Annotated in this window: 14 protein-coding genes; 12 read left to right on the top strand and 2 right to left on the bottom strand. The window is 60.6% G+C overall.

Annotated elements, in window-relative coordinates; genetic code table 11:
- Window positions 1-273 precede the first annotated feature (273 nt).
- The 5 genes from ACMDCM_RS00825 to ACMDCM_RS00805 all read left to right on the top strand — a co-directional run bounded on the left by ACMDCM_RS00825 (window position 274) and on the right by ACMDCM_RS00805 (window position 3,102).
- The gene (locus tag ACMDCM_RS00825) at window positions 274-396 is read left to right on the top strand and encodes a hypothetical protein (protein ID WP_412771788.1); all 123 of its coding nucleotides are present in this window, start codon (window positions 274-276) and stop codon (window positions 394-396) included.
- A gap of 155 nt (window positions 397-551) precedes the next feature.
- Window positions 552-809: a hypothetical protein gene (locus ACMDCM_RS00820; RefSeq protein ID WP_412771787.1), complete on the top strand. Its 258-nt coding sequence runs from the start codon at window positions 552-554 to the stop codon at window positions 807-809.
- Window positions 810-1,685: 876 nt separating this feature from the next.
- Window positions 1,686-2,285, top strand: coding sequence for a hypothetical protein (locus tag ACMDCM_RS00815; RefSeq protein ID WP_412771786.1), 600 nt, complete (start codon window positions 1,686-1,688; stop codon window positions 2,283-2,285).
- A 300-nt stretch (window positions 2,286-2,585) separates the two neighbouring features.
- Window positions 2,586-2,756 (top strand): hypothetical protein, encoded by a 171-nt coding sequence (locus tag ACMDCM_RS00810; RefSeq protein WP_412771785.1) that lies wholly within the window; start codon window positions 2,586-2,588, stop codon window positions 2,754-2,756.
- Entirely contained in the window at window positions 2,704-3,102 is a 399-nt protein-coding gene (locus tag ACMDCM_RS00805; RefSeq protein WP_412771784.1) for a hypothetical protein, read from the top strand. Before ACMDCM_RS00810 ends, ACMDCM_RS00805 begins: the two co-directional genes overlap by 53 nt.
- A 97-nt stretch (window positions 3,103-3,199) precedes the next feature.
- Here ACMDCM_RS00805 and ACMDCM_RS00800 read toward each other — a convergent pair whose 3' ends face one another.
- Window positions 3,200-5,290, bottom strand: a complete 2,091-nt coding sequence (locus ACMDCM_RS00800; protein ID WP_412771783.1) for a M3 family metallopeptidase — start codon at window positions 5,288-5,290, stop codon at window positions 3,200-3,202.
- A gap of 157 nt (window positions 5,291-5,447) precedes the next feature.
- On the opposite strand from ACMDCM_RS00800, the gene ACMDCM_RS00795 reads away from it, so the two are divergent.
- The 7 genes from ACMDCM_RS00795 to ACMDCM_RS00765 all read left to right on the top strand — a co-directional run bounded on the left by ACMDCM_RS00795 (window position 5,448) and on the right by ACMDCM_RS00765 (window position 12,620).
- Window positions 5,448-5,708: a hypothetical protein gene (locus tag ACMDCM_RS00795; protein ID WP_412771782.1), complete on the top strand. Its 261-nt coding sequence runs from the start codon at window positions 5,448-5,450 to the stop codon at window positions 5,706-5,708.
- Between the two features lie 665 nt (window positions 5,709-6,373).
- On the top strand, window positions 6,374-7,516 hold the full coding sequence (locus ACMDCM_RS00790) for a type III PLP-dependent enzyme (protein WP_412771781.1): 1,143 nt from the start codon (window positions 6,374-6,376) through the stop codon (window positions 7,514-7,516).
- 129 nt (window positions 7,517-7,645) lie between these two features.
- The gene (locus ACMDCM_RS00785; protein ID WP_412771780.1) at window positions 7,646-8,239 is read left to right on the top strand and encodes a GNAT family N-acetyltransferase; all 594 of its coding nucleotides are present in this window, start codon (window positions 7,646-7,648) and stop codon (window positions 8,237-8,239) included.
- Between the two features lie 337 nt (window positions 8,240-8,576).
- Window positions 8,577-9,002 carry a nucleoside diphosphate kinase regulator gene (rnk, locus tag ACMDCM_RS00780; protein ID WP_412771779.1) on the top strand — a complete coding sequence of 142 codons (426 nt, stop codon included), beginning with the start codon at window positions 8,577-8,579 and terminating at the stop codon, window positions 9,000-9,002.
- Window positions 9,003-9,183: 181 nt separating this feature from the next.
- Window positions 9,184-9,953, top strand: a protein-coding gene (locus tag ACMDCM_RS00775) for an IS5 family transposase (protein WP_412771778.1) whose coding sequence is annotated in 2 segments (ribosomal slippage) — window positions 9,184-9,520 and window positions 9,520-9,953 — 771 coding nt in all. Because the reading frame shifts where the segments join, the coding sequence is not laid out codon by codon here.
- 9 nt (window positions 9,954-9,962) lie between these two features.
- Window positions 9,963-10,940, top strand: coding sequence for a cation diffusion facilitator family transporter (locus ACMDCM_RS00770; protein WP_412771777.1), 978 nt, complete (start codon window positions 9,963-9,965; stop codon window positions 10,938-10,940).
- A gap of 246 nt (window positions 10,941-11,186) precedes the next feature.
- Window positions 11,187-12,620, top strand: a complete 1,434-nt coding sequence (locus ACMDCM_RS00765) for a homospermidine synthase (protein ID WP_412771776.1) — start codon at window positions 11,187-11,189, stop codon at window positions 12,618-12,620.
- 148 nt (window positions 12,621-12,768) lie between these two features.
- Here ACMDCM_RS00765 and ACMDCM_RS00760 read toward each other — a convergent pair whose 3' ends face one another.
- A complete protein-coding gene (locus ACMDCM_RS00760) occupies window positions 12,769-13,122 on the bottom strand; it encodes a hypothetical protein (protein WP_412771775.1) in 354 nt (117 codons plus the stop codon).
- Window positions 13,123-13,154: the final 32 nt, after the last annotated feature.

The raw sequence follows: 13,154 nt of genomic DNA, 5'->3' as shown, positions 1-13,154 counted from the left end.
GGGGCGCGAGTGATGCATATCGGTTATTATTGGTTTTCATTCCAATTTCAAAATCCGAATTTTTGCTCGACAGCTTCCTAATTACGTCGATATCTTTGCTCCATTGCCGGACGATCTATCGACCGAAGTGTTAGCTGTGCGCCGACAAACCAGAGTCGCTATTTTTATAGTGGCCGGTTGGGGCCTTCTCTTTTTCCTGCTCATGGGATTCTCGTTCAAGAAGTAGCTGCGCGCTGACCGAGGTAAGCCAAATTCCTAGAAAGGAGAGCTAAAATGGCCAATAATTTTGCTTTAACCGGTACCGTGCCCTTCTCGATTTTCCCAGACGTTATTTCGCTTGGCCCTTCCTTCGGGGGCGGCATTATTATTAACGGAGCAACGGGCGAGATCGATTGAATTGGCTATGCTGGTGTTCAAGTCGGCGCCAACTGGAGAATTCCGTTCATCGATCTCACCACGCAGACGACTACCCTTTTCTCCAGCTCAACAAAGATTCTTTTTATGTCCGCTAATCAAGTGTCGATCATCTTACCCATAACATTGGCGTTCACATGCTTCGCGCTGATTTATATCAACATTTTGATAGCGAAAAAAAAGATGCAGGACTGGAACGCTACTCAGGTTGGTATTTCGCCTACACCCTAGTGGGGGTGCTAATAAAAGAGCGAGCAGCGCTTTGGGTGAAACGATTCAGGTACAGTGAGATTCAAGCCTTGGCCCTATCCAGGCAACAGCTCGTTGCGATGGTGGAAATAGCGGCGGCTGTTTTTCTTGTGATGGTTATCTTTTCAAGCTTGCAAACCCGTTGAAGCATTCTTCTGATCCATCTAATCAATGAAAACATGCGAGACCATATTTTGGCCTTTGAGTTATAGGGCGACATCGATGTTTCGCAAATTCGCAAAAGTCGTGCTGGCTATTGAGATGCTGTTGTTTCCAGTGCTTGTCTTAGCGCTACTCTTGGCGAGGCCGATTGCGATCGAAGTTGCGGGAGTAAGTGAATTCCTGCCGTCGAAGTTTTTCTTCCTAAGTGATTGGCACGAATTCTTATCGACGCATGCGTTGCTTTCACCATCAGCTCAATGTTCATTACAGACTTTTCTGTTGTTTGCCTGCCTCTCAATTTTGTAGCCTTGCTTCGATTGGTTTCTGGTCCTGTTCTCTTCGATCTCACTGATTGGCAAAAGATTCTCAAGAGGACGAATTCATCTCGGTTCAGATTTGTACTTATTGTGCTGCTGCTTGGCCCTGGCAGCATCTGGACAGCTCTTTCTGTAGATATGGCAAAGTCCATGCCTCTATCTAAGCTTATGTTGTTTTCGTCTCCACGATTGTTAATCGGCCTGGAGGCGTTCGTCTTTGTCTTCGGTGTGGTCGTGTCAGCAGAGGGACTTTTGGGCTGCGTCCAATTTGCTCTGACATTAGGACGTAAGTGGTCGGAAGCTTAAATTTTTGGGAGCGAGTTCATGACTGACTCCACCGAAGATCGAAACGACAGAATTGATCAAAAGATTAAGGACGCGTGCAAGCCCGCGAACTTGAAGGACGTGAGATTCAGAGAGTTCAAGGACAGAGCGTTGCTACCAATCCGGACAGAAGCCGATCGAGTGTGAGGCAAAATAGACTAGATGAATTGTCAGCGTTATTGAGTCACGCGTTCTTCAGCCTTCTGAAAGTCAGCTATAATGATCGATCCCGACCACACAAACACAGGAGATAGCCTCAAATATAACGAAGCTGGCTATCTAGTGGCTCCAAAACCCGGCGACTCCCGCTGGGGGCAGTGCAGTCTCGTCCTGGCATTACTCTTTCCGTTCTTTGCATTGTTGAACAAATGGAGCTGGCTGCCTTCTGCGGAACTATTAAAAAGTACGAGAGTTTTTCAAATCTTGCTTAAACAAGGATTGTTGTCTGATCAGCAGGTTAAGAACGCGCAGTTCTTGCTAGCGTGTCTTTTTGTATCGATCTTCTGCAGCGTTCTTCCCTACTTCAAAAGGAACATAAATAAATACTCGATGCAGCATCCGCCGCCACGGGCATTAAAAAAACTGTGGCCGCCGCAAATCCGAGGAACGATCGCGATTGGCGTGCTTCTGTTTATCGTTCCTGTGATTGCGGCCAACTTCGTGGAGTGGGGAGCGCCTATCGATATTCTCGCGCCGAAGGGGGCGATGTTCATTGCTTTGCTTCTTTTGAGTGAAGGCATTTACTTCGCAGCCGAAGGGTCGGCCTGCGGAGCGCTATACACGTATTTTTACCTTAAGTATTGGCGACTGGACGACTGATCAAGCTCGCGGCCCCGTCATTCTCGACCTCGCCGGTAAAGGCATCAATGTTACTCGACTGAGCTCGTCGAACACTTTCGTCGATCTTGCGGGCAATGGTTATGAGAGTCGCACGGCCTGGGCGGGTCTACTGTTCTATGGCTGTTGCGGCGACAGCTATGCCCGGCGTGGACAGGATCGCTTCGCTTGCATCAACCATGTGCTCGGCAACGGCTGCGACAATGCCCGCACCATCGCCCGCGGGGCTCTGGAGACCTGCGCGCTAACCAGCCTGCGCGAGCGCATGATGACCCCGGATATGTGGCAGAGGCGATGCGCGCCCATGCGCAAGAGACCAACCGGCTGAATCGCGAGCGCCGCAATACGGCCGCCGCGACGCGCCGTGAGCTTGCCGAGACGGCCAAGACCATCGCCGAGATTGTGCGCGTCATCGAGCAAGGCGCTGGCACCGTGCCCTGTCCGACCGACTGAGCTTGAAGCGAAACAGGACAGCCTCATAGCCTGGCTGTCGGACACGCCGCAGGACGTCCCCGACATCCACCTAGGCATCGCGGGAACCTACCGGCGCAGGATCGAGCGCCTGACCACCGCGCTTGCACACCCCAACAACGCGCTTGAGGCAGCCGAAGCCATCCGCGAGATCATCGATCGCATCGTCATTACCCCCGAACCAATGCGTCGCGACCTCTCCATCACCCTGCACGGCAAGCTTGGCACCATCCTCGACCGGATCGACCACACCAGAAAACCCGGCTATAGGCCCGCGATTGATACCCGATCTTGCCGCTTGTCAGTCTCGGCCAAAACCGGGACTTGATCCGGGCATCCATCTTTTCGAGAAGGATGGATTGCCGGGGTCAAGCCCGGCAATGACCAACCTTAGGACGCCTCTCTCAACATAATACATAGTGGCGCTAAGCCGCCCGCGGCGTCTCGAGCAATCCACGCCGGCGCAATAGCGCATCCGGTTCCGGCTTGCGGCCGCGGAACGCCACGTAGGCTTCTTCCGGATCGCGCGAACCGCCCGACGAATAGATGGCGTCGTGCAGCCGCTTCGCGGTTTCGGAATCGAAGATGTCGCCGGCCTCCTCGAAGGCGCCGAACGCATCGGCATCCATCACCTCCGACCACATGTAGCTGTAATAGCCGGCGGCATAGTGATCGCCGGAGAAGATATGGCCGAACTGGGTCGGGCGATGCCGCATCGCGATTTCCACGGGCATGCCGATCTTCTCCAGTTCCGCACGCTCGAAAGCCCGGACATCGTGAACCGCTGATGCCGGCTGGCTATGGAACTCAAGATCCAGAAACGCCGAGGCGACGAATTCCACGGTGGCGAAGCCCTGGTTGAATTGCCGCGCCGCGAGGAAACGCCTGAGCAGATCGTCGGGCAACGGTTCGCCGGTCCGGGAGTGCCTGGCGAATTGCCGCAGCACCTGCGGCTGCTCCTGCCAGTGCTCGTAGAGCTGTGAGGGCAACTCGACGAAATCGGTGAATACGCTGGTGCCCGACAGCGAGGGATAGGTAACGTTCGAGAGCATGCCGTGCAGGCCATGGCCGAACTCGTGGAACAGGGTGCGCGCATCGTCCGGCGACAGCAGCGCCGGTCCCCCCTCGGAGCCTTTTGTGAAGTTGCAGACGTTCACGATCTGCGGCGCGACGTCGCCGTCGAGCTTCTGCTGGTCGCGCAGCGACGTCATCCACGCGCCGGACCGTTTCGACGCCCGCGCGAAGTAATCCCCGTAGAACAGCGCCTGATGCTCGCCGGCTGCGTTCTTCACCTCCCACACCCGGACATCCGGATGCCAGACCGGGACGTCCTTGCGCTCGGAGAAGGTGAGCCCGAACAGCCGGTGCGCACAGTCGAAGGCAGCGGCGATCATGCCCTCCAGCGTCAGATACGGCTTGATCGCATCGTCGTCGAAGTCGGCGCGGACCTGCCGCAGCTTCTCGGCATAATGGCGCCAGTCCCACGGCGCGAGGGTGAAGTTGCCGCCTTCCTTCGTAATCAAAGCCTGCAAGGCGTCGCGGTCTGCGAGCGCGCGTTTTCGCGCCGGCTTCCAGACCCGCTCCAGGAGGTTGCGGGCGGCTTCTGGCGTCCGCGCCATGGAGTCCTCGAAGCGATAGGCTGCAAAAGTCGGGTAGCCCAGGAGCTTCGCCCGCTCCTCGCGGAGCACCAGGATTTCCGGAATCACGGCATTGTTGTCGTGAGCGTTGCCGTTGTCGCCACGCGCCAGGAAAGCCTTGTAGACTTTCTCGCGCAGATCGCGCCGGCGCGAGCTTTTGAGGAACGGCTCCACAAGGGAACGCGAGGTGGTGACGACGGCCTTTCCGGAGAGCCCGCGCTCTTCGGCGGCAGTGCGCGCCGCCGCGGCGAAGCTGTCGGGCAGGCCGTCGAGATCATCGTCGCCGAGTTCGAGGAACCAGGCCTGTTCGTCACCGAGCAGATTGTGGCCGAAGGTGGTGCCGAGCTGCGCGAGACGCTCGTTGATCTCAGCCATCCGCGTCTTGGCGGCCTCGTCGAGGCCCGCGCCGGCGCGGCGGAAGCGGACATAGGTGCGTTCCAGAAGACGCAACTGTTCCGGCGTCAGGGCGAGCGACGCGCGATTCTCGTGAAGCTGCGCGATGCGGCCGAACAGCACCGCGTTCATCATGATCGGGTTCCAGTGCCGCGCCATCCGCAAGGCGACATCACGATCGATCTCGAGCAGCGCCGGATTGGAGTGCGCCGACACCAGGCCGTCAAACACCGCCGACACCTTCGCGAGCAGCTTGCCGGAGCGCTCCAGCGCGGTGACGGTGTTGGCGAAGTCCGGCGCCGAGGGATCGTGAGTGATGGCGGCGATCTCGGCGGCATGATCGGCGAACGCCTGCTCGAAGGCGGGCAGGAAATGCTCGGGCGCGATCTCGCCGAACGGCGGGGTCTGAAAAGGCGTCTGCCACGCCTTCAGCAGCGGGTTATCCGGGGCTAAGGTCGAAGGCGGCGATGGGGGCGTGTCTGACATGAGGCTCCTGTTATTGCCTTAAACGTTGCCGCACATTTTTGCCGCTATCCGCAAGGCATCGAAACTTATAACACGCGATGCCGCCTTTGTGGTCCATTGGCGCTTGCCGCGGGCGGCATTTTCGGAGAGATTGCCGCCGACAACGGGACCCCTGACGATGAGTTCACAACCCTCCGCTTCGACCTCGCGCCAGATCGTCTGGCCAAGCGTCATCACCGTCATCTCTGCGGCTATTCTGATCGGCGCGGAGGTCTTTGGCGCGGCGTTCGCCGGCGGCTGGGCGCTCGCCATCCTGTTCGGGCTCAGCGACATGGAAGCGCACATCCTCCAGGCCGTGCTGTTCGCGGTCGGCGTATTTGTGATGATCAACTTCATCCGCGCCGCCAAGCGCGTCGAACCCTTCGTGCGGCGCGCCTGACAGAAACCGCTGCGGCACAGGGCTAACCTTGCCGCCTGCGCGCGTCCTCACCTAATCGTTCATTAAACAACTTTAACATCCGTTCATCTTCGGCGCACCCCTGCGCGTCATATCACCGCCGTGTGGGGAAACCTCACCACGCCACCCAAGAAAGTTGTTGCGAAGCCCGGTCAAAAGACATATCTCCGCTTCTGCCCAATTTCGCACGTGCCTGTGGTCGTGTGTCAGTCGGTAGGTATCCGGACAAGAGGCCGGACAGCCGCCAAGGGTGAAGGAGCCGAGGGCCGCTCAGGTCGGTTTAACGATCGAGACTGAGTGGCCAGCATCTCTCTCCCGGGATGCCGTCGAAGGTACTTCACTCCTTGCAACCGTGACTGGCAGCCGGAGGCGAACCGGCGCACCCCGCTCTCAACGGGGGACGCGACTTAAAGCAACGACGGAGCGGGCTTTTTTGGTCTCTACCGGCCTTCCACCGCCGGCGCGGGCTACTGAAAAGGCTTGTCCTTCATTGCCAGGTGTGCGGGCGGGATCATCCCAACCAATCCACGGCAGCACAGTTGGTTTGAACTCAAGGCCTTGTCGCGCCTCCATCGTGCGACACCGCCGGAACGTTCATACCGACATCATTTTGAACGAGTCCGTCGCTGGACCGTTTGGAGGGTGCTATGACCGAACGCATTCGGGAATTCCTGCGCAACCGCCATAGCGAAGGCAACGACACTGAGCCCTGCCTCGTGGTCGACCTCGACGTCGTGCGCGACAACTACCAGACCTTCGCGAAAGCGCTGCCCGACTCGCGCGTATTCTACGCGGTAAAGGCCAACCCGGCGCCAGAGGTGCTGAGCCTGCTGGCCTCGCTCGGCTCGTGCTTCGACACCGCGACGGTGGCGGAGATCGAGATGGCGCTGGCCGCCGGCGCGACTCCGGACCGCATCTCCTTCGGCAACACCATCAAGAAGGAGCGCGACATCGCGCGCGCCTACGCGCTCGGCATTCGCCTGTTTGCCGTCGACTGCACCGCCGAGGTCGAGAAGATCGCGCGCGCCGCGCCGGCTGCGAAGGTGTTCTGCCGCATCCTCTATGATTGCGCCGGCGCCGAGTGGCCGCTGTCGCGCAAGTTCGGCTGCGACCCGGAGATGGCGGTCGACGTGCTGGATATGGCCAAGCGGCTGAACCTCGAGCCGGTCGGCATCTCGTTCCATGTCGGCTCGCAGCAGCGCAAGGTGAAGGCGTGGGACCGCGCGCTCGCGATGGCCTCGCAGGTGTTCCGCGATTGCGCCGAGCGCGGGATCAACCTGACCATGGTCAACATGGGCGGGGGGTTCCCGACCAGGTACCTCAAGGACGTTCCGCCGGTCGTGCAGTACGGCCGGTCGATCTTCCGCGCGCTGCGCAAGCACTTCGGCAACCAGATCCCGGAGACCATCATCGAGCCGGGCCGCGGCATGGTGGGCAACGCCGGCGTGATCGAGGCCGAAGTCGTCCTGATCTCGAAGAAGAGCGACGACGACGAGAACCGCTGGGTCTATCTCGACATCGGCAAGTTCGGCGGCCTTGCCGAGACCATGGACGAATCGATCCGCTACGCCATCAGGACGCGGCATGACGGCGCCGAGATGACGCCGTGCGTGCTGGCCGGGCCGACCTGCGATTCGGCCGACGTGCTTTACGAGAAGCAGCCGTATCCGCTTCCGGTGACGCTGGAGATCGGCGACAAGCTGCTGATCGAAGGCACCGGCGCCTACACGTCGACTTACTCGTCTGTGGCCTTCAACGGCTTCCCGCCGCTGAAGACGTACCACATCTGAGGCGCAAGCTCTCCCGGTTGCGGGAGATGAACGAGAACCGGAAGCCGGGCCGCCGGCTTCCACCCTGTCACAATCGTTTTGCTGACAACTCCGCGGTCACCTGTCCGCTGGAGTGGGGACTGATGCGTCATGGCCGCTGTTCTGACCAAGATCGCCGATCACACCGATGCCGCTCCATTCGTTATCCGCGCCGAGCGCCCTGCGGACGTCGCCGCGCGCGCGGCGCTGCTCGACGCGAGCTTCGGCGAAAACAGGCACGCGCGCACCTGCCAGCGCCTGCGCGAGGGACGTGTGCCCGCCGATGGTCTCGCCTTCACGGCCACGCGTCGGGGCAGGCTGGTCGGCACCGTGCGGCTGTGGCAGGTCAGCGCTGGAGGCGTTCCGGCGCTGGTGCTCGGGCCGCTGGCGGTCGATGCATCCTGCCGCAAACTTGGTACAGGCGCCGCGTTGATGACGCGCGCGCTCGATATCGCGCGGGCGCGTGGCCACGGCGCGGTGATCCTGCTCGGCGATACACCGTATTATTCGCGCTTCGGATTTTCCGCGCTTATGACCGGCAATCTGTCCCTGCCCGGCCCGTTCGAGCCTGAGCGGCTGCTGGCGCTCGAACTGCGCGCTGGTGCGCTGGAAGGCGCCTCGGGCCTGATTACAGCGACCGGTGTTATGGCGCCGGGAGCAAGGAAGAATTATGCACGCCGGCGGCCGTTGACGCGGGCGGCGTGAACGGCATCGGATATGGGCGAGCAATGCCTTGATCGCCGCTGCTCGCGCCAAGATGTCGCGGTCCGCGCATTGACTTCCCCGCGGACCGCCTTACCTTTGTCGGATGATGTCGAACGCTTGCTGCAATAACCGTTTGTTGCTGCGCGCAGGTCACCTCCAAGCAGGACGGTGACCCGGACGGACGCGCGCGTCCGTGCCGTCCGGGATAATTCGACTGCGTCCCCAACCGAACACTTCATCATCCCGGCACGTTGAGCGATGCGTCGTTCGTCGCAAGCCGTGCCAACCGCGTCGTGATCGCATCGATCGCGTCACGGCCAATTCCCCGGTGAACAACATGCTGGACGATTTGCAGACCCGCCTCCCCGCCATCGCCATCAGCGCGCGCGATATCGATCGCCTGCGCCATCTTGCCGAAGCTGCGATGGAAAAGTATCCCGCGACGGCGGAATTTCTGGCGCGCGAAATCGATCGCGCCGAGATCATTCCGGCCGACCAGCCCTCGGGCAACGTCGTGACGATGCAGTCGCAAGTGACGTTCATTGACGACATCAGCGGCCAGAAGCGAACGGTCACGCTGGTCTATCCCGAAGACGCCAACGTCGACACCGGCAGGATCTCGGTCCTCACGCCCATCGGCGCGGCCCTTATCGGCTTGTCCGCGGGACAGAGCATCGAGTTTCAGACGCCGTCCGGCGGATGGCGTTCGCTGACGGTGATCGGGGTCGGATCGTCCTGGCCGGCATCGCCGGGTCACGGATAGCGGCGAGGACGTGCTCATCCATGCGCGCACGGGAAGCACGTTACGTTATAAAATATCTTCGCGATGACGACGCACGGCCGCGGTCGCCAGAGCCGGCGGCGGATGCTAGGTCACGAACCCATAAATGGGATTCCGTTTGGACGGGAGGCGTGATTCAATCTCCGAAGCACGGGAGGATTGAATGGCGCGTTTTGATCTGACGGATTTTGAATGGTCTGTGATCCAGCCGCTGTTGCCGAACAAATCGCGCGGCGTTGCACGGGTGGACGACCGACGGGTGCTGAACGGGATTTTCTGGCGGCTGCGCACCGGCGCGCCGTGGGCGGACATTCCGGCGCGCTACGGCCCGCATACGACCTGCGTGAACCGCTTCAACCGGTGGCGCAAGGCCGGCGTATGGGATCGAATTCTGTCGGCGGTTTCAAAGGCTTATGAGGGCGACATTCAAATGATCGATTCATCGTCGATCCGGGTGCACCAGCACGCCGCCAACGGTCAAAAAAACAGACGCGATCCCGTTGCATGGGTCGCTCGCGCGGCGGGCTGACCACCAAGATCCACGCGCTGGTGGATGCGTGCGGCTTGCCGATCGTCCTCAAGATCACCGAAGGCCAGGCGCATGACGGGCGCAGTGCGCAGGACATGATCGACACGATTGGGCGCGGCGACGTGCTGCTGGCGGACCGGGCCTACGACTCCAACGCCCTGCGCCAGACCCTGGCCGCGCGCGGCGCGACAGCCAATGTAAAGCCGATGCCAAATCGCGTCATGGCCCTGAGGTTCAACAGGCGGCTCTATCGCAAGCGCAACCTGGTCGAACGCTTCTTCAACAAAATCAAGCATTATCGCGCTGTCGCAACCCGCTACGACAAGCGCGACGACAACTTCCTCGCTGCCATCAAGCTCGCCTCAATCCGAATCTGGTTGCGATTTAATGAGTCGATGACCTAGACTCGGTGCATGAATGGCGGCCACCATCACGACGACCACCTCCATCACGATCATGCGCGCCATGAACGCGATCTTGATGGGCATCATCATGGCACGCACGGTCATGTTCACACCGTGGACTTCGGCCGTGCGTTCCTCATCGGGATCGGCCTCAACACCGCGTTCGTTCTCGTTGAGGCAGCCTATGGCTTCGCAGCGAATTCCACCGCGCTGCTTGCCGACGCCGGGCACAATCTGTCGGACGTGCTGGGATTGATGGTGGCATGGATCGCGGCCGTGCTGTCGAAACGCCCGCCGACGCCGCGTCTGACCTATGGCCTGCGCAAAACCTCGATCCTGGCGGCGCTGGCGAACGCGATCCTTCTACTGGTCGCATGCGGCGCGATCCTGCTCGAGGCTATCCAGCGGCTGATCCATCCCGAACCGATTGCAAGCGCGACGGTGATGGTCGTCGCCGCGATCGGAATCGCGATCAACGGCGTCACTGCGTGGCTGTTCGCATCGGGCCGCAACACCGATCTCAATATCCGCGGCGCTTATCTGCACATGATGGCGGATGCCGCCGTTTCGCTCGGCGTCGTTCTGGCGGCCGCGGTGATCATGTTGACGGGATGGCTTTGGCTCGATCCGGCGATGAGTCTCGTCATCGTCGCGGTCATCGTCGCGGGCACATGGAGCCTGCTGCGCGAAAGCACCGCAATGACGCTGGCGGCCGTGCCTTCCGGCATCGATCCGGCCGCGGTGCGCGCTTTTCTCGCCGGGCATCGCGGCGTTGCGTCGATCCACGACCTCCATATCTGGTCGATGAGCACCACCGAAATCGCACTGACCGCGCATCTTGTCATGCCCGGGGAAAACCCCGGTGATGCGTTCCTGATCGAAACCTGCCGTGAACTGCAACGACGTTTCGGCATCGGCCACGCCACGCTGCAAGTCGAAACATCGAACGATGTCGATTGCGCGCTCGCGCCCGACCATGTCGTTTGATCACATGACGTCCATGCTCATATGACCGTGCGATGACAGCGCGAAAGCGGCTCATGGCGTTTTCAAGCGAAGCGGATTTCGGTTCGCATCAAGAAAATGCGTCAAAACAAAAATCTGGAACGCCGGTTTGATTCTCTCAGAACCGACGTTCCAGACCTTGATTTCATCCGCGTTTTGTCGTTTTCAAGAGAGCCTCGGCGGAAGCTTTTGCTGCCCGCTCCATCCCCGAAAATCTGGAGAGTCACGATGTCGTCCAATGCTTCGTCTGTGCATGCGCGCATCACCGGCCCGATCGTGATGATCGGCTTCGGTTCGATCGGCAAAGGCACGCTGCCGCTGATCGAGAAGCATTTCGAATACGACAAGTCGCGCTTCGTCATCATCGATCCGCACGCGGACGACACGCTGGCGAAAAAGCACGGCGTCAAATTCATCAGGCAGGCCATCACGCGCGACAACTATCACGACGTCCTTGTCCCGCTGCTGACGCAGGGCGGCGGCCAGGGCTTTTGCGTCAACCTCTCGGTCGACACCGGTTCGGTCGATCTGATGACCATGTGCCGCGAGATCGGATCGCTTTACATCGATACCGTGGTCGAGCCGTGGCTTGGATTTTATTTCGACAAGAGCGCCGGTCCCGAGAAGCGCTCCAACTACGCGTTGCGCGAAACCCTGCTCGCCGCCAAGCGCAAGGGCGAGGGCGGCACCACCGCGGTGTCCACCTGCGGCGCAAATCCAGGCATGGTATCGTGGTTCGTCAAGCAGGCGCTGCTCGATATCGCGCGCGACACCAGGACGGAGTTCAACGAACCGAAGAGCCGCGAAGGCTGGGGCCAGCTCGCGCACAAGCTCGGCGTCAAGGGCATCCACATCGCCGAGCGCGACACCCAGCGCGCCAGGACGCCGAAGCCGATGAACGTGTTCGTCAACACCTGGTCGGTCGAAGGATTCGTCTCCGAGGGCCTGCAGCCGGCCGAACTCGGCTGGGGCACGCACGAGACCTGGATGCCGGAGAATGCCCGCAAGCACGAAACGGGATGCCAGGCCGCGATCTATCTGCTGCAACCCGGCGGCAATACGCGCGTGCGCTCATGGTGCCCGACGCCGGGCTCGCAATACGGATTTCTCGTCACCCATAACGAATCGATCTCGATCGCGGATTACTTTACCGTGCGCGATGGCCAGAACGTGATCTACCGGCCGACATGCCACTACGCCTACCACCCCGCAAACGATGCCGTGCTATCGCTGCACGAGATGTTCGGCGCCGAAGGCAGGATGCAGCCGAAGTGGCACATTCTGGACGAGACCGAGATCGTCGACGGCATCGACGAGCTTGGCGTGCTGGTCTATGGCCACGGCAAGAACGCCTACTGGTACGGCTCCCAGCTCTCGATCGAGGAAGCCCGCCGCGTCGCGCCCTATCAGAACGCGACCGGCCTGCAGGTCTCATCCGCCGTGCTCGCGGGCATGGTCTGGGCGCTGGAAAATCCGGAAGCCGGCATCGTGGAGGCGGACGAGTTGGACTTCCGCCGCTGCCTCGAAATCCAGCGGCCTTATCTCGGTCCGGTGAAAGGCTTCTACACCGACTGGACGCCGCTCGCCGACCGTCCGGGTCTTTTCCCCGAAGACATCGACAGCTCGGATCCGTGGCAGTTCAGGAACGTTCTGGTACGGTGATTCAATGATCGTCAATTCCGGGACGCGGGTGGCTGCCCGCAGGTCCGGAAACCGGGTTCGATGCTGGCGTATCGTTCCGGAATGACGGTCGTGGATACTGAATCGCGCTTGTGTTTCGACGTCCGCGGGAACACTGAAATGACGCTGCCTACTTTTCCTTGATCGGCGGCGCGGTTTTCTCCGCCGGCGCAGGCGGGAGCGCCGGTCGGGCGCCTGCCTTCTGCGCGTCGGCATCGGGTTGTGCGGGCTCGGGCGCGGGCGTAGTCGGACGCGTGCCGCCCGGCTTGGCATCCGCTGGCCCGTTCTGCTTGCCTGCAGGCACGACGGGGGAAATTTGCGGCGGAGTCTGCTGCGCGATCTCCGTCCGCGTCTGTCCTTGCGCGAGTTGCATCAGGGAAACGCCGGACATAACCATGCCGGTCGCGACGATCAGGGTCGCGACCGCCAGATCCTTTCTCGCGTTACGTCTCCTGGCGCTATCGGCGCGTTTGTTCGCATGCATCGGTTGACCGCAAATTTCTTTTTCGCGGGACC

This window comes from Nitrobacter sp. (assembly GCF_047149785.1).
Lineage (GTDB): Bacteria > Pseudomonadota > Alphaproteobacteria > Rhizobiales > Xanthobacteraceae > Nitrobacter.
Note: the sequence above shows the minus strand (reverse complement) of the source record. Positions and strands in the feature narration are given on the sequence as shown.

What these genes read in the sequence shown, in the direction of transcription:
- ACMDCM_RS00825 (WP_412771788.1), top strand. Translation starts at nt 274, where the DNA reads ATGGCCAATAATTTTGCTTTAACCGGTACCGTGCCCTTCTCGATTTTC.
- ACMDCM_RS00820 (WP_412771787.1), top strand. Translation starts at nt 552, where the DNA reads ATGCTTCGCGCTGATTTATATCAACATTTTGATAGCGAAAAAAAAGAT.
- ACMDCM_RS00815 (WP_412771786.1), top strand. Translation starts at nt 1,686, where the DNA reads ATGATCGATCCCGACCACACAAACACAGGAGATAGCCTCAAATATAAC.
- ACMDCM_RS00800 (WP_412771783.1), bottom strand. Translation starts at nt 5,290, where the DNA reads ATGTCAGACACGCCCCCATCGCCGCCTTCGACCTTAGCCCCGGATAAC.
- ACMDCM_RS00795 (WP_412771782.1), top strand. Translation starts at nt 5,448, where the DNA reads ATGAGTTCACAACCCTCCGCTTCGACCTCGCGCCAGATCGTCTGGCCA.
- ACMDCM_RS00790 (WP_412771781.1), top strand. Translation starts at nt 6,374, where the DNA reads ATGACCGAACGCATTCGGGAATTCCTGCGCAACCGCCATAGCGAAGGC.
- ACMDCM_RS00785 (WP_412771780.1), top strand. Translation starts at nt 7,646, where the DNA reads ATGGCCGCTGTTCTGACCAAGATCGCCGATCACACCGATGCCGCTCCA.
- rnk (WP_412771779.1), top strand. Translation starts at nt 8,577, where the DNA reads ATGCTGGACGATTTGCAGACCCGCCTCCCCGCCATCGCCATCAGCGCG.
- ACMDCM_RS00770 (WP_412771777.1), top strand. Translation starts at nt 9,963, where the DNA reads ATGAATGGCGGCCACCATCACGACGACCACCTCCATCACGATCATGCG.
- ACMDCM_RS00765 (WP_412771776.1), top strand. Translation starts at nt 11,187, where the DNA reads ATGTCGTCCAATGCTTCGTCTGTGCATGCGCGCATCACCGGCCCGATC.
- ACMDCM_RS00760 (WP_412771775.1), bottom strand. Translation starts at nt 13,122, where the DNA reads ATGCATGCGAACAAACGCGCCGATAGCGCCAGGAGACGTAACGCGAGA.